We start from the raw sequence: 14872 nt of genomic DNA, 5'->3' as shown, positions 1-14872 counted from the left end.
ATCCAACATATTAATCCGTCCTTGACAGTATTTTGTCCAATTGATAACCTACTAATAATATTTTCGAGTCCAGGAGGTCAAAAAAGATGTGGGAAACTAAGTTTGCTAAAGAAGGTTTAACTTTTGATGATGTTTTACTGGTTCCATCGAAATCAGAGGTGCTTCCTCGTGATGTCAGCCTTAAAGTTAATTTGACTGAAAAGATTGCACTCAACATTCCAGTGATCAGTGCCGGAATGGATACGGTAACTGAAGCAGAAATGGCGATCGCTATGGCGCGCCAGGGCGGTTTGGGAGTTATCCATAAAAACATGTCCATAGAACAGCAGGCTGATCAGGTGGATAAAGTAAAACGTTCAGAAAGCGGCGTTATTACGGACCCATTCTTTCTCACTCCAGAACAGCAGGTATTTGACGCAGAGCATCTAATGGGCAAATACCGGATTTCCGGTGTGCCTATCGTCAACAATACTGAGGAACTGAAGCTTGTTGGCATTCTGACAAACCGTGACCTCCGATTCATTCAGGACTTTTCGATAAAAATCTCCGATGTAATGACAAAGGAAAACCTTGTAACGGCTCCGGTTGGAACCACATTGGATGAAGCAGAAAAGATTCTCCAGAGGTATAAAATTGAAAAATTGCCGCTGGTAGATGATGAAGGTGTTTTAAAAGGGTTAATCACCATTAAAGATATTGAAAAAGTTATTGAGTTTCCTAACTCGGCAAAGGATGAGCGCGGTCGCCTGCTGGCAGGTGCAGCAGTTGGTGTAACCGGTGATACGATGAAGCGCGTTGAAATGCTTGTGAAATCAGATGTGGATGTGATCGTAGTGGATACGGCACACGGACATTCAAAAGGCGTGCTTGATACCGTACGCGAAATCAGAAATACTTATCCGGATCTGGCCATTATTGCCGGAAACGTTGCGACAGCTGAAGCGACAAAGGATTTGATTGAAGCAGGTGCCGATATTGTAAAAGTGGGAATCGGACCTGGGTCGATTTGTACAACACGCGTTGTTGCAGGTGTAGGGGTACCGCAGATCACGGCTGTTTATGACTGTGCAACCGAAGCACGCAAGCATGGCAAGTCCATTATTGCTGATGGCGGAATTAAATATTCAGGGGATATCGTGAAAGCATTGGCAGCCGGCGGACATGCTGTTATGCTTGGCAGCCTTCTTGCCGGTGTTTCTGAAAGCCCGGGCGAAACGGAAATTTTCCAGGGACGCCGCTTCAAGGTATACAGAGGAATGGGTTCTGTTGCAGCTATGGAAAAAGGCTCAAAGGACCGTTACTTCCAGGAAGATAATAAAAAGTTTGTTCCAGAGGGTATTGAAGGGCGCATTGCATATAAAGGTCCTTTATCCGATACCATTTACCAGCTTATCGGCGGTATCCGTTCCGGAATGGGCTATTGCGGAACAAAAGATCTTCACGAGCTTCGTGAAAATGCCCAATTCATTAAAATGACTGGTGCAGGCCTGAGAGAAAGTCATCCGCATGATGTACAGATTACAAAAGAAGCACCAAACTACTCGATGTAATTCATCAACATTGCTGGCGAAAAACAGCAATTAGAGCAGAAGAGGGAAACCTCTTCTGCTTATTTTTATGCCCAGGAATTGATACTAGGAAAATATCAGTGCAAGCAAGTGGGTCAATCATGCCACAAGAGAGGCAGGAATAGGTAATTACTCTATCTATTCTTTGAATCAGAGTTATGATAAAATAACAAAAGTGTATTAAAACGTTGGAGGGCAGTAAAATTGAAGAAAACATTATACCGTAAGTCTATCGCTGGATTCCTTGCCTTGGTCATGATATTAGGTCTTTTACCTGGTATACATAAAGCACATGCGGAAGATATTTTAAATATCAATGCCGATGCTGCTATTTTAGTAGATGCAGAGACCGGAAAGATTTTATATCAAAAAAATGCGGATAAAGTACTGGGCATTGCCAGTATGACGAAAATGATGACAGAATACCTGCTTCTTGAAGCCGTTGAAAAAGGCAAAGTGAAGTGGGATCAGGAATACGCAGTAAGTGAATATGTATGGAAAGTTTCACAGGACCGTGCCTTATCGAATGTCCCGTTAAGAAGGGACGGCAAATACAATATCCGTGAATTGTATGAAGCCATGGCTATCTACTCTGCGAATGGCGCAACGATTGCGATTGCAGAAACGATTGCCGGTTCAGAAACCAACTTTGTTAAAATGATGAACGAAAAAGCGGCAGAGCTTGGGCTGAAAGACTATAAATTTGTTAATTCCAGCGGCCTGAATAACCGCGATTTAAAGGGTTCCCCTCCAGCAGGCGGCCCTGAGGAAGAAAACGTAATGTCAGCAAGAGATACAGCTATTCTGGCTAAAGAATTGATTAACCGATTCCCGGAAGTGCTGGAAACGGCAAGTACCCCTAGAAAGACCTTCAGAGAGGGTACAGATGATGAAATTAAAATGGAAAACTGGAACTGGATGCTTCCTGAGCTGGTATATGGCTATGAAGGGGCAGATGGCCTTAAAACAGGTACAACTGACTTTGCCGGATACTGCTTCACAGGTACAGCCCTGAGAGATGGCAACCGCTACATCAGTGTGGTCATGAACGCTAAAGGAGCGAATGGCCAGGCTACTTATAAATCCAGATTCGATGAAACCAAGAAAATGTTCAACTTCGGTTTCACCAACTTCACGAAAGAAGAAATCGTTCCTGCCAAACATCAGGTGAAAGGCCAGAAAACAGTGCCTGTTACAAAAGGAAAAGAAGATAAAGTGAAGATTTCTTCTAAAGATGCCATCGAAATGGTTATGAGAAATGGGGAAAAGGAAAACTTTAAGCCCGTTCTTGTTCTGGATAAAAAGAAATTAAATGAAAATGGTGAATTGACTGCTCCAATTAAAAAGGGAGAAAAGGTCGGCTACTTAACGATCGAGTCTAAAGAGGACGGGAAGCTTGAGTTCCTGTCTGATAAAGGGAAAGGCAATATCCAGGTGGATGTTGTAGCCGCTGAAAGTGTTGAAAAAGCAAACTGGTTCGTGCTGACTATGCGCAGCATCGGAGGTTTCTTTGGTGACCTATGGGGTAGTGTTTCCTCAACTGTAAAAGGTTGGTTTTAAGAAAAAGGGCTTTCCTGTCTTGACAGGAGCCCTTTTTCATTGCATATTTTCAATAGGGAAAATTCCGAGTAAGTTAATCTATTTTCCTTTTTTTGAAAAGTTATTTTTATCATAATATTTAACCCATCCAAAGCAGATGGTATTTACGAAGGGGGATAAACATGAAGACAGGTACAGATCGTGTTAAACGGGGAATGGCAGAAATGCAAAAAGGCGGCGTTATTATGGACGTCGTTAACGCTGAGCAGGCAAAAATCGCAGAAGAAGCTGGTGCAGTAGCAGTTATGGCACTTGAGCGCGTTCCTTCTGATATCCGTGCAGCCGGCGGGGTGGCGCGTATGGCAGATCCGCGCATTATGGAAGAAGTAATGGGTGCAGTTTCAATCCCGGTAATGGCAAAAGCGCGTATCGGCCATATTGTAGAAGCTCGTATACTTGAAGCGATGGGTGTCGATTACATAGATGAGAGTGAAGTTTTAACTCCTGCTGATGAAGAATACCATTTGAATAAAAGAGACTACACTGTTCCATTCGTTTGCGGATGCCGTGATTTAGGCGAAGCAGCACGCCGTATTGGCGAAGGTGCTTCCATGCTTCGCACAAAGGGTGAGCCTGGGACTGGAAACATTGTTGAAGCTGTGCGCCATATCCGCAAGGTGAATGCACAGGTGCGCAAGGTTGTCGGCATGAATGAAGATGAGTTAATGACAGAAGCTAAGCTTTTGGGAGCGCCATATGAGCTTCTTTTGGAAATCAAGAGCCTTGGACGCCTTCCAGTCGTAAACTTCGCAGCAGGCGGCGTTGCAACACCTGCAGATGCAGCTCTAATGATGGAGCTTGGTGCTGACGGTGTGTTCGTAGGTTCAGGTATCTTCAAATCTGAAAACCCTGCGAAATTTGCACGTGCGATTGTGGAAGCAACTACACATTATCAGGACTACAAACTAATTGCTGAACTTTCAAAAGAACTTGGCACACCGATGAAGGGAATCGAAATTTCTTCATTGGCTCCTGAAGCTCGTATGCAGGAGCGCGGCTGGTAAGGAGAATAGATATGATAAAGGTTGGAGTATTAGGGCTGCAGGGTGCTGTCAGAGAGCATGTGCTATCGGTAGAAGCATGTGGCGCAGAAGCTGTGGTCATCAAACGCAAAGAGCAGCTTGATGAGGTGGACGGGCTGATCCTGCCTGGCGGCGAGAGCACGACCATGAGACGCCTCATTGATAAATATGATTTTATGGACAGCCTTAAGGAGTTTGCCCAATCAGGAAAGCCGATGTTCGGTACATGTGCCGGGCTGATTCTCCTTGCAAAACACATTATTGGCTATGATGAACCTCATATTGGTGTAATGGATGTCCGGGTGGAAAGAAATTCATTCGGCCGCCAGCGTGAAAGCTTTGAGGCTGATCTGGATATTGCCGGAGTGGCAGAAGACTTTGCGGCCGTCTTTATTCGTGCGCCGCATATTGTCGAGGCGGGAGAAAATGTTGAAATCCTAGCCAAGCACAATGGCCGGATTGTGGCCGCGCGCGAAGGCAGATTCCTCGGGTGCTCCTTCCATCCGGAACTGACAGAAGACCATCGCCTGACAGGCTATTTTGTTGAAATGATTAAAGAGTCCAAGCAATTAGCAATTTGAATATTTTGGTTGCAAATGGAACATAATTGTAGTACATTATGAATTACAAAATTCTTATAGCTGAAAAGCAATGAGAGGAACTAGTAACAGGAACTTTGTTCTGTAGAGAGCCGGTGGCTGGTGTGAACCGGTGAATAAACCCTGTGAATCCATCCTCGAGCAAAGCATGGAACACCCGGTATTTTCCGGGAAAAGTAAATGCTTTCGGTTAAAACCGTTATGGATTTAAGGTGGAAAGCTTATGCTTTCAACTAGGGTGGCAACGCGGGTAACTCTCGTCCCTTTTTGGGGACGGGAGTTTTTTGTGTTCTAAATTATTTTTCAGGAGGTAAAAAAATGCTGGACATTAAATTTTTGAGAGCCAATTTTGAAGAAGTGAAAAACAAGCTTCAGAACCGCGGCGAGGATTTGACGGATCTCGGAAAATTCGAGGATCTGGATGTGAAAAGACGTGAATTGATTGTAGAAGCGGAACAGCTGAAGAGCAAAAGGAATGAGGTATCCCAGCAGGTTGCAGCCTTGAAGCGCGAAAAGCAGGATGCAGACCATTTAATCACAGAAATGAGAGAGGTTGGCGACAAAATTAAAGCATTGGATGAGGAGCTCCGCACGGTCGAGGAAGAATTGGACCAGTTGCTGCTGAGCATCCCGAACATTCCGCATGAAAGCGTGCCTGTCGGTGAAACCGAAGACGATAATGTGGAAGTCCGCAAATGGGGGAAGTCCGTGACTTCGATTTCGAACCAAAGCCGCACTGGGATGTAGCAACAGATCTTGACCTGCTTGATTTCGAGCGTGCCAGCAAAGTAACAGGCAGCCGCTTTGTCTTCTATAAGGGTCTTGGAGCCCGCCTTGAGCGTGCACTTTTCAACTTCATGCTTGATTTGCACACAGACGAACATGGCTATAAGGAAGTTCTTCCTCCGTACATGGTCAACCGTGCAAGCATGACAGGAACAGGACAGCTTCCGAAATTTGAAGAAGATGCGTTCCTGATTGAAAGCGAGGATTACTTCCTGATTCCAACTGCCGAGGTGCCTGTCACCAATATGCACAGGGAAGAAATTCTGAATGCAGATGAGCTTCCGATTAACTATGCGGCATTCAGTGCATGCTTCCGTTCTGAAGCAGGGTCTGCCGGCCGTGATACACGCGGGCTGATCCGCCAGCATCAGTTCAACAAGGTAGAGCTTGTGAAGTTTGTGAAGCCTGAAGAGTCTTATGATGAGCTTGAAAAACTGACTGGACACGCAGAAAAAGTCCTTCAGCTGCTTGGCCTGCCATACCGTGTGATGAGTATGTGCACAGGCGATCTTGGATTCACAGCTGCAAAGAAATACGATATCGAGGTTTGGATCCCAAGCTATAACACGTACAGAGAAATCTCTTCTTGCAGTAACTTCGAAGGATTCCAGGCAAGACGTGCGAATATCCGCTTCCGCCGCGAGGCAAAGGGCAAGCCGGAGCATGTGCACACCTTGAATGGATCCGGCCTTGCGATCGGCCGCACGGTGGCAGCCATCCTGGAAAATTACCAGCAGGCTGACGGAAGTGTTATCATTCCGGAAGTACTTCGTCCGTATATGGGCAATCGGGAAGTTATTAAGCCTTAATGAGAAATCTCGGAGCGGAATTTTTCCGCTCTATTTTTTTATAAAAATAATGTTGACATCTTTTTTAAGGGATGATATAGTATTTCTTGTCGATACGGAGGAATACCCAAGTCCGGCTGAAGGGATCGGTCTTGAAAACCGACAGGCGGGTCAAACCGCGCAGGGGTTCGAATCCCCTTTCCTCCTCCATTTTAATTGACATCTAACACGCGCATAAATATTGGAGATACATAAAGCCGCTGATCGCATCAGCGGCTTTTTTGTGCGTTCAAAGAAAAAACCGCCGATAATGGCGGTTATTTTTTCAATAATTGCGTTTGTCTTAGGAAGTAAGAAATGCGCTCCACAATCGGCTCAATGGATTGCTCATTCTGAATGATGTCATAATCATTGATATTCAAGCGCAGGACCGGGCATGCGTTAAAGCTGTTAATCCAATTTTCATAACGCTGGTGCATTTCTTCCCAGTAGGAAATCGGCGTCTGCTGCTCCATCGGACGGCCGCGCTCCTGGATGCGGGAAAGAATGTCATCAAGCGAGCCTTCCAGGTAAATAAGCAAATCAGGGTGCGGGAAGTATGGTGTCATCACCATTGCATCAAATAAACTGGTGTAGGTTTCATAATCGACCTTGGACATCGTCCCTTTTTCATAATGCATTTTGGCAAAGATGCCGGTGTCTTCATAAATGGAGCGGTCCTGAACAAAGCCGCCGCCATATTCGAAAATGCGCTTCTGATCCTTGAAGCGTTCAGCCAGGAAGTAAACCTGCAGGTGAAAGCTCCAGCGGTTGAAATCTGCATAGAACTTATCAAGGTAAGGATTTGTATCAACCTTTTCGAAAGAGGTTCGGAACCCCAGGGCATCCGCAAGCGCATTGGTCATTGTTGATTTTCCGACTCCAACGGTTCCGGCAATGGTAATGACGGCGTTCGAAGGAATCTCATATTTCTGCCTTAGATTCATAAGTGTATACTCCTCTTTTTTAATGATGTCGATAAGGTATCGAATATATGCATTAAGTCTGCTTCATTTTTAACAAAATCCAGCTGATCCCCGTTAAAGCGGATGACCGGAATATCCGGGTGCTGCCTTTCGAACTCATTCATAGCCGTTTCATAATCAAGGGATAATTGCTCGAGATATAACGGACTGATGTTCTTTTCAATTTCACGGCCTCTCAGCTCGATTCGGTCGAGCAGTGTTTCAAGGCTGGCATTCAGATAGATGATGACATTCGGCTTTGGCATATCACCCGTCAGAATGTCGTAGATCTTCAAATACTTCTGATATTCAGTCTGATTCAGTGTGCGCTGCGCAAAGATCAGATTCTTGAAAATATGATAATCAGCCACAACAGGCTTATGTTGAGCCAGGTAGTGATTGTTGATATCAACCAGCTGTTTGTAGCGGTTGCAGAGGAAAAACATTTCAGTCTGAAAGCTCCATTCTTCAATGTTTTCATAGAATTTTCCCAAAAAAGGATTTTCATCAACAATCTCTTTTAGTAAGGCATACTGAAGTTTCTCAGAAATTGCTTTAGCGAGAGATGTTTTCCCAACGCCAATCGGCCCCTCTACTGTAATAAAAGGTATTCCCCCCATAGTGATCGTCCTCCTGCATTGCTTATTTATCTATAGAAACCATTTATAGGTACGTTCCAAAATGACACAAAGCTTATTTTATCACAGTATGGAGTGGAAGGGATATGGAATTTCAGCTGGAAATAAGAAATTAAGAGCGTATTATCTGAAAAATAAAAAAGCTGCCTGTAAAGGGCAGCTGCTGAGTCATCATGCTCTTTTCGTCACATTGAAGTTTTCCGTAATCAGAAGCCAATTTTGCGGGAAAGACAGGCCGAGCTTCCAGTAGCTCATGCCCCGCAGCTTCAGTTCTTTGATTAAGTCGAATTTCGCCTGGATGGAGCGGGCATCCTCAAACCAGACTTCATGCCTTTTCCCGTCAGGTGCTGTGTAGTTGAAAAATGGGGCCTGTGCTTTGTAGTCATATTGAATGGCCACATTATTTTCCGCTGCGATCTGTATGGCCTGCTGCGGACTGACGGCTTTTGCGGTGGTGCCCTGAACAAATGGAAGCGTCCAGTCATAGCCATACAAGTTCTGGCCCATCATGATTTTAGAAGATGGCATTTCACTGATCGCATATTCCAATACCTGCCTCACTGGGCCGATCGGTGAAACGGCCATAGCCGGACCGCCGCTGTAGCCCCATTCATAGGTCATGATGACGACAAAATCAACAATCTCCCCGTGGGCTTTATAATCATGTCCTTCATACCAGAGCCCTTCCTGCCCGGCGCTGGTTTTCGGGGCCAATGCGGTGGAAATCAGCCAGCCTTCCTGCCTGAATCTTGCCTTTGCTTTTCTGAGAAAATTGTTATAGGCTTCCCGGTCAGCCGGACGCAGAAACTCAAAATCAAAATGAATATCCTTGAAGCCGTATTTTTTGGCTGTAGCTGTAATGTTATCCAGAAATTTGTTCTGGATCGCCATATCATTTAACAGTATTCTGGCGAGTTCGTCATTGAACTGATCGTTTTCCTGATTGGTGATCACCATCATCAGTACATTATTATTGGCTCTTGCAATAGCTGGGAAATCATTCAGAAGCGGCTCCTTCAAAGAGCCATCGCGGAGAGCCTGGAAACTGAACGGCGCCAGATAGGTCAGATAAGGAGCGGCTTCTCTTGCGCTTTCCTCCAGCTCAGGGGCGACTGTATTGCCTCTTGGCTCCACATAGGCATTGAATTCTGCTTTCGTTTTCGGGCGGGCCGGGATATAAAGGCGGAACCCCACCTGAAGCGGCTGGCTTACTGAAATGCCATTGACTGATGCCAGCTGCTGATAGGAAATGCCGAACCTTCTTGAAATCGAGTAAAGACTGTCACCGGGCTGCACCCAATAAAAGCTTCCTATTATCGGAATAACCAGTGTCTGGCCGATCACGAGATTATTTGGATTGGGAATTTCATTTGCTTCAACGAGATCTTCAACTGTCGTTCCATATGCCTGAGCAATGCCGAACAAAGACTGGTTTTGCTGGACAACATGAATCTGCAATCTATCTCCCTCCCTGAAAAACACATCTTAAAACACTACTGCCATTTTATGAAGGAAACAGGGAAGAAATGTTATAATTGTTTTCAGAGAAGGAAGATATATTGGCTTTTAATACGTTTTCCATCATCTTTAAGGCATTTGCATTATCATGGTCATCGTTGGAAGCGGTGCAGTCATGCGGTATATGCAGTTGGTATTCTCTCATATAAGCATCATTGGCTGAAAACAGGACACAGATATTGCCTGCGATTCCGGTCATGACAAGCAAATTGACACCGAGCTGGTGCAGGAGAGTATTTAAGGCAGTCCCGTAAAAAGCGGAATGCTTTGGCTTTATTAAAAAATAATCATCCGGCGACGGGTGTATTTCATGAAGGATACGCTCACTGACAGGATTGCGGCAATGATTCATAATCGTATCGAGATCAGCCTTCCAGAGGTTATAATGATCATTCACGCAAATGACCGGGAGACCCTTTTCATGGAATGCGGTCTTTAGCTCATTGATGGGCTTAGTGATATTCAAAGCTTTTTCAGCAAGGATTTTGCCATGGTGAAATTGAAAGTCGTTAATCATGTCAATAATGATAAGAGCCGGTTTATAGACTTGCGGATTTTCCATCGAATCGCTCCTTTAAGAGTATTTTTCGTAAAAGGGGCCGCTTTTACACAGATGTTAAGAGAAGGAATGAAGATATTTGATTCAGGAATCATTCACTGAAGATGAATTGTATATGCGGGAGGCTATTAAGGAAGCTAAGCTTGCTGAAGGCCTGGAGGAGGTTCCAATTGGCGCAGTCATTGTTCTGGACGGGGAGATTATTGCCCGTGCCCATAATCTGAGAGAAGTGAATCAGACTGCGATTGCGCATGCAGAGCTCCTGGCCATTGATCAGGCATGCAAGAAACTCGGAACCTGGCGGCTGGAGAATGCCGTCCTCTATGTAACTTTGGAGCCCTGTCCGATGTGTTCGGGATCCATCATTCTGTCGCGCATCCAAAAGGTGGTGTATGGAGCCGCGGATCCGAAAGGCGGCTGTGCCGGAACGCTCATGAACCTCTTGCAGGATGAGCGGTTCAATCACCAGAGTGAAGTCGTCGCGGGGGTGCTTGAAGAAGAATGCGGCGAGATGCTTTCAAGTTTTTTCCGGAACTTGCGAAAGCGCAAGAAAGAAGAGAAGAAGAGAAGGCAATTGCTGCAGATGGAACACGATACAGGAATTGACAATGGTTAGGCATTGCTTTTTCCTCTGATTATTAGTATACTTATAAATGCGTCGGACAAAGACGCACCTTAATATGGTATCAACTTTGCCGTGCTAGGCGGGGAGGTAGCGGTGCCCTGTACTCGCAATCCGCTCTAGCGAGGCTGAATCCCTTCCCGAGGCTGGTGTCCTGTAGGGCCTGCCTTAAGTAAGTGGTGTTGACGCCCGGGTCCTGCGCAATGGGAATCCATGAATCATGTCAGGTCCGGAAGGAAGCAGCATTAAGTGGACGCTCCCATGTGCCGCAGGGTTGCCTGGGCCGAGCTAACTGCTTAAGTAACGCCTATGGGCGCCAGTCGACGGAAGGTGCACGGCAGTTTATATTGTAAATAAAACTCATCCTTTTGCGGGGTGGGTTTTTTGTTGCATTTTTTGCTCTAGGTTTTGTAAAAAGGAAATTAGATACGTTATAATAGATGAAGGACTATACATAGGAAGGGGGCGTGTCAGTGAGTTATCAAGCTTTATATCGTGTTTGGCGCCCGCAGCAGTTCATCGATGTTGTCGGGCAGGAACATGTGACAAAGACTTTGCAAAACGCCCTGCTTCAGGAGAAGATATCACACGCCTATTTGTTTTCCGGTCCCCGTGGAACCGGTAAAACGAGTGCGGCAAAAATACTTGCAAAGGCTGTTAACTGTGAGAAGGCACCTGTCACTGAACCATGCAATGAGTGTTCGGCCTGCAGAGGGATTACAGACGGATCAATTCCTGATGTCATTGAAATCGATGCTGCATCCAATAACGGTGTAGAAGAAATCAGGGATATCAGGGACAAAGTGAAATATGCTCCGAACGCTGTGAAATATAAGGTTTACATCGTTGATGAGGTGCATATGCTTTCCATTGGAGCCTTCAATGCGCTGTTAAAAACGCTTGAAGAGCCGCCTAAGCATGTTATTTTTATTTTAGCCACAACCGAGCCTCATAAAATTCCCCTGACGATTATTTCCCGCTGCCAGCGATTCGATTTCAAACGGATTACGGCTCAGGCGATAACAGGAAGAATGAAGCTGATTGCGGATGAAACAGATGCAGCGTATGAAGAGCAGGCCCTGCAGATCATCGCAAGAGCCGCAGAAGGCGGTATGCGTGATGCGCTCAGCCTGCTTGATCAGGCGATCTCCTTCAGCCAGGATCGCGTTACAGTTGAAGATGCCCTGTCTGTAACAGGTGCAGTGTCGCAGGGGTTTTTAAATAAACTGGCAAGAGCGGTTAAAGACCGGGATGCAGCATCCGGGCTGGAATTTCTGGAGGAGCTCCTTTTTCAGGGGAAAGATCCATCCCGTTTTATAGAGGACTTTATCCTGTATTACCGGGACATGCTCTTATATAAAGCGGCTCCAAGGCTGGAGGAATCTCTTGAACGGGTTATGCTCGATGAGGACTTTCAGCAGCTTGCCGGGGAAGTGGAACCTGAAGAGCTTTATGAGCTGATTGAGGTACTGAACAAGGCCCAGCAGGAAATGAGATGGACCAACCATCCGCGAATATTCCTGGAAGTGGCGATTGTGAAGCTGTGCCAGCTTGAACAGCGGGAGAGACCAGGACAGGCTGCAGACATCAAGCCCTTGATGCAGCAAATCGAACAGCTGCAGCACGAGCTGGCTGAATTAAAGAAAAATGGCATAGCGGTGAAAGATGATGGGGCTCCTGCTGTACAGAAAAAGCCGCAGAGAAGTTCACGCAAAGGGTTCCAGGCGCCAGTAGGGAAAGTGAATGAAGTACTGAAGCAGGCTACGAAAAACGATCTGGTGGCTGTAAAGAGCCGCTGGGGAGAGATGCTGAACCTGCTTGTTCAAAACCAGATGCGCTCCCAGGCAGCCCTTCTCAATGAAGCAGAGCCTGTAGCCGCATCGGAAACAGCTCTTATCGTAAAATTCAAATATGAAATTCATTGTCAGATGGCCATGGATAATGCGAAATTCCTGGATACTTTGGGGAATATCCTGTTTGAGCTTTTAGGAAAGAGATTGCAGCTGGTCGGCATTCCGGATGAACAATGGCAAAGTGTCAGGGAGGATTTCCTGCGCAGCCAGCGTGACGGAGATGAGTCTGGCGGAGGCTTCGGCGGAAATGAGGAAGAGCCTCATGTGGCTGAGGCAGTCAAGTTATTTGGCGCTGAACTAATTGAAATTAAAGAATAGAAACTAGTTGGAGGTATGTAAAATGCGCGGTGGAATGGGAAATATGCAAAATATGATGAAGCAAATGCAGAAAATGCAAAAGAAGATGGCTCAGGCACAGGAAGAGCTAGGCGAAAAAAGAATTGAAGGAACAGCCGGCGGCGGAATGGTGACTGTTGTTGTATCCGGACATAAACAAGTTTTAGAAGTAAACATTAAAGAGGAAGTTGTAGATCCGGAAGATATCGAAATGCTTCAGGACCTTGTCCTGGCTGCAACTAACGATGCACTGAAAAAAGCAGAAGATTTAACAAACGATACGATGGGCCAATTTACTAAAGGAATGAACCTGCCGGGAATGTAATCAAACATCCTGAAGGAGTGCTTAAAAGCACAGACAGGCCGGGCGCCAGCGAACATAGCCTGATGGGATATCCATCAGGCCATCATGATCGCGGCGCTTTTCCTTTTCATATAGGAGGAAACATACATGCATTATCCTGAACCGATATCCAAGCTGATTGACAGCTTTATGAAGTTGCCCGGAATCGGCCCGAAAACGGCTGCGCGTCTGGCGTTTTTTGTTTTAAGCATGAAGGAAGATACTGTGCTGGATTTTGCGAAGGCACTGGTCAATGCGAAAAGAAATTTATCTTACTGCTCTGTCTGCGGCCATATTACGGACCAGGATCCCTGTTATATATGTGAGGATCAGAGACGCGACAGGTCCGTCATCTGTGTGGTCCAGGATCCGAAAGACGTGATTGCCATGGAAAAGATGAAGGAATACAACGGGCTGTATCATGTTCTCCAGGGAGCGATTTCTCCGATGGATGGGATTGGGCCTGAAGATATCAATATTCCTGACTTACTGAAAAGACTTCAGGATGAGACGGTCCAGGAGATTATTCTTGCCACTAATCCGAATATTGAAGGGGAAGCTACAGCCATGTACATCTCCCGCCTGATCAAGCCATCCGGCATAAAAGCTACCCGGATCGCCCATGGCCTGCCGGTAGGCGGAGACCTGGAGTATGCGGATGAAGTAACGCTCTCAAAAGCGTTAGAGGGAAGAAGAGAAGTTTAAGCACGGAGGCGGAATATATGTTTTTTCGCAGGAAAAAGTGGCTTCGCAGCGAGTTTGATGAAAAGCTTCTGGAGCAGCTGAACAGATTGAGAACAGATTGGAACAACCAGAAATCACTGGTGGAAAAAAGCTTTGACCCCTCCCCGGAGGCAATCAGCCAGGCAAAACTGGCCGAAGCGAAATACTTTTTTCTATTCAGGGAAGCTAAAAAGAGAAATGTTAAAGTGAGAATGTAAGTAATTTATTTAGCGGGAAAAAAATCCTTGTCCTCCTCTAAGGTCTTTTTTGTACACACTAATCATAAATTAGTAGTACAAGTTTCCTGAGAGGAGGATTTTTCTTTTGGATCCTATCGTAGTGATCTCCATTCTGGGAGGATTAATTTTATTGCTTCTATTTATAGGAGCCCCGGTAAAACCGGTAAGATTCATAGGGCAGGGAGCCATTAAACTGATCATAGGTGCACTCTTATTATTCTTCTTAAATGCATTTGGGAATCAGATTGGCATTCATGTTCCTATAAACCTTGCCACTTCGGCCATTTCCGGATTCCTTGGCATTCCCGGATTGTTTGCCCTTGTTGCTATACAGACATGGATTATTTAACTTTCACAGCCGTTCTGAAGCGGCTGTTTTTGTTTTTAAATCATTTTTAGTATTTCTGTTGACAGTTCTTGTGGATGGTGATATTATATTAAAGGTCGTCACCACGACGCAATGAAAAAACAACTTACAAAAAAAGATGTTGACATTGAATCGTGAAAATGATATATTAATAAAGTCGCTTCTGAGCGGCGGATTGATCTTTGAAAACTGAACGAACAATACGTCAACGTTTAAAACATTAGTCTTTTTTGAAAAGACAACTCGAGCTTAATCAACTCTTATATGGAGAGTTTGATCCTGGCTCAGGACGAACGCTGGCGGCGTGC

General features: G+C 45.5%; 14 protein-coding genes, 1 tRNA gene, 1 rRNA gene, 1 other RNA gene, 1 pseudogene and 1 other annotated feature (1 of these 19 only partly in view). Of the genes and pseudogenes, 14 read left to right on the top strand and 4 right to left on the bottom strand.

The annotated features are described in order from the left end of the window. The first annotated feature begins 86 nt into the window (after positions 1 to 86). From guaB to LLY41_RS00860, 6 genes and pseudogenes are all read left to right on the top strand, one after another. Entirely contained in the window at positions 87 to 1550 is a 1464-nt protein-coding gene (gene guaB / locus LLY41_RS00885; RefSeq protein WP_095246252.1) for an IMP dehydrogenase, read from the top strand. 273 nt (positions 1551 to 1823) lie between these two features. Beyond that, complete coding sequence (locus LLY41_RS00880; protein WP_286137559.1) at positions 1824 to 3128, top strand: D-alanyl-D-alanine carboxypeptidase family protein; 1305 nt, start codon at positions 1824 to 1826, stop codon at positions 3126 to 3128. A gap of 161 nt (positions 3129 to 3289) precedes the next feature. Further along, the gene (gene pdxS / locus LLY41_RS00875; RefSeq protein ID WP_035333469.1) at positions 3290 to 4171 is read left to right on the top strand and encodes a pyridoxal 5'-phosphate synthase lyase subunit PdxS; all 882 of its coding nucleotides are present in this window, start codon (positions 3290 to 3292) and stop codon (positions 4169 to 4171) included. A gap of 11 nt (positions 4172 to 4182) precedes the next feature. Continuing rightward, the gene (pdxT, locus tag LLY41_RS00870) at positions 4183 to 4770 is read left to right on the top strand and encodes a pyridoxal 5'-phosphate synthase glutaminase subunit PdxT (protein WP_095246250.1); all 588 of its coding nucleotides are present in this window, start codon (positions 4183 to 4185) and stop codon (positions 4768 to 4770) included. A 61-nt stretch (positions 4771 to 4831) separates the two neighbouring features. After that, positions 4832 to 5056 (top strand) — a binding site (T-box leader). Positions 5057 to 5106: 50 nt separating this feature from the next. Continuing rightward, positions 5107 to 6383 (top strand): annotated as a pseudogene (gene serS / locus LLY41_RS00865) (serine--tRNA ligase). Between the two features lie 96 nt (positions 6384 to 6479). Beyond that, positions 6480 to 6572: transfer RNA gene (locus LLY41_RS00860), tRNA-Ser, on the top strand. A gap of 107 nt (positions 6573 to 6679) precedes the next feature. Here the strand turns inward: LLY41_RS00860 and LLY41_RS00855 are convergent. From LLY41_RS00855 to LLY41_RS00840, 4 genes are all read right to left on the bottom strand, one after another. Next, positions 6680 to 7348 carry a deoxynucleoside kinase gene (locus tag LLY41_RS00855; RefSeq protein ID WP_035333477.1) on the bottom strand — a complete coding sequence of 223 codons (669 nt, stop codon included), beginning with the start codon at positions 7346 to 7348 and terminating at the stop codon, positions 6680 to 6682. Then, the gene (locus tag LLY41_RS00850; protein ID WP_095246247.1) at positions 7345 to 7986 is read right to left on the bottom strand and encodes a deoxynucleoside kinase; all 642 of its coding nucleotides are present in this window, start codon (positions 7984 to 7986) and stop codon (positions 7345 to 7347) included. Before LLY41_RS00850 ends, LLY41_RS00855 begins: the two co-directional genes overlap by 4 nt. 189 nt (positions 7987 to 8175) lie before the next feature. Then, a complete protein-coding gene (locus LLY41_RS00845; protein ID WP_304586672.1) occupies positions 8176 to 9462 on the bottom strand; it encodes a glycoside hydrolase family 18 protein in 1287 nt (428 codons plus the stop codon). A gap of 46 nt (positions 9463 to 9508) precedes the next feature. Beyond that, a complete protein-coding gene (locus LLY41_RS00840; protein WP_304586671.1) occupies positions 9509 to 10084 on the bottom strand; it encodes a cysteine hydrolase family protein in 576 nt (191 codons plus the stop codon). A 76-nt stretch (positions 10085 to 10160) separates the two neighbouring features. On the opposite strand from LLY41_RS00840, the gene tadA reads away from it, so the two are divergent. The 8 genes from tadA to LLY41_RS00800 all read left to right on the top strand — a co-directional run. Beyond that, on the top strand, positions 10161 to 10697 hold the full coding sequence (gene tadA, locus LLY41_RS00835) for a tRNA adenosine(34) deaminase TadA (protein WP_218831311.1): 537 nt from the start codon (positions 10161 to 10163) through the stop codon (positions 10695 to 10697). A 79-nt stretch (positions 10698 to 10776) separates the two neighbouring features. After that, positions 10777 to 11041, top strand: an RNA gene (gene ffs, locus LLY41_RS00830) — signal recognition particle sRNA large type. A gap of 135 nt (positions 11042 to 11176) precedes the next feature. Next, positions 11177 to 12874: a DNA polymerase III subunit gamma/tau gene (gene dnaX / locus LLY41_RS00825; protein ID WP_095246244.1), complete on the top strand. Its 1698-nt coding sequence runs from the start codon at positions 11177 to 11179 to the stop codon at positions 12872 to 12874. A gap of 22 nt (positions 12875 to 12896) precedes the next feature. Continuing rightward, positions 12897 to 13217: a YbaB/EbfC family nucleoid-associated protein gene (locus tag LLY41_RS00820; protein WP_095246243.1), complete on the top strand. Its 321-nt coding sequence runs from the start codon at positions 12897 to 12899 to the stop codon at positions 13215 to 13217. Between the two features lie 126 nt (positions 13218 to 13343). After that, on the top strand, positions 13344 to 13940 hold the full coding sequence (gene recR, locus LLY41_RS00815) for a recombination mediator RecR (protein ID WP_095246242.1): 597 nt from the start codon (positions 13344 to 13346) through the stop codon (positions 13938 to 13940). A gap of 17 nt (positions 13941 to 13957) precedes the next feature. Then, positions 13958 to 14176 (top strand): YaaL family protein, encoded by a 219-nt coding sequence (locus tag LLY41_RS00810; RefSeq protein WP_095246241.1) that lies wholly within the window; start codon positions 13958 to 13960, stop codon positions 14174 to 14176. Positions 14177 to 14282: 106 nt separating this feature from the next. Beyond that, positions 14283 to 14546: a pro-sigmaK processing inhibitor BofA family protein gene (locus tag LLY41_RS00805; RefSeq protein WP_035333490.1), complete on the top strand. Its 264-nt coding sequence runs from the start codon at positions 14283 to 14285 to the stop codon at positions 14544 to 14546. 279 nt (positions 14547 to 14825) lie between these two features. Further along, positions 14826 to 14872, top strand: a 16S ribosomal RNA gene (locus LLY41_RS00800) (it continues 1502 nt past the right edge of the window).

It is taken from the genome of Cytobacillus firmus (assembly GCF_023612095.1).
Lineage (GTDB): Bacteria > Bacillota > Bacilli > Bacillales > Cytobacillaceae > Cytobacillus.
Note: the sequence above shows the minus strand (reverse complement) of the source record. Positions and strands in the feature narration are given on the sequence as shown.

Coding starts and splice junctions, on each gene's coding strand:
- LLY41_RS00880 (WP_286137559.1), top strand. CDS start 1,824: ATGATATTAGGTCTTTTACCTGGTATACATAAAGCACATGCGGAAGAT.
- recR (WP_095246242.1), top strand. CDS start 13,344: ATGCATTATCCTGAACCGATATCCAAGCTGATTGACAGCTTTATGAAG.
- LLY41_RS00810 (WP_095246241.1), top strand. CDS start 13,958: ATGTTTTTTCGCAGGAAAAAGTGGCTTCGCAGCGAGTTTGATGAAAAG.
- guaB (WP_095246252.1), top strand. CDS start 87: ATGTGGGAAACTAAGTTTGCTAAAGAAGGTTTAACTTTTGATGATGTT.
- LLY41_RS00855 (WP_035333477.1), bottom strand. CDS start 7,348: ATGAATCTAAGGCAGAAATATGAGATTCCTTCGAACGCCGTCATTACC.
- LLY41_RS00850 (WP_095246247.1), bottom strand. CDS start 7,986: ATGGGGGGAATACCTTTTATTACAGTAGAGGGGCCGATTGGCGTTGGG.
- LLY41_RS00820 (WP_095246243.1), top strand. CDS start 12,897: ATGCGCGGTGGAATGGGAAATATGCAAAATATGATGAAGCAAATGCAG.
- pdxT (WP_095246250.1), top strand. CDS start 4,183: ATGATAAAGGTTGGAGTATTAGGGCTGCAGGGTGCTGTCAGAGAGCAT.
- pdxS (WP_035333469.1), top strand. CDS start 3,290: ATGAAGACAGGTACAGATCGTGTTAAACGGGGAATGGCAGAAATGCAA.
- LLY41_RS00840 (WP_304586671.1), bottom strand. CDS start 10,084: ATGGAAAATCCGCAAGTCTATAAACCGGCTCTTATCATTATTGACATG.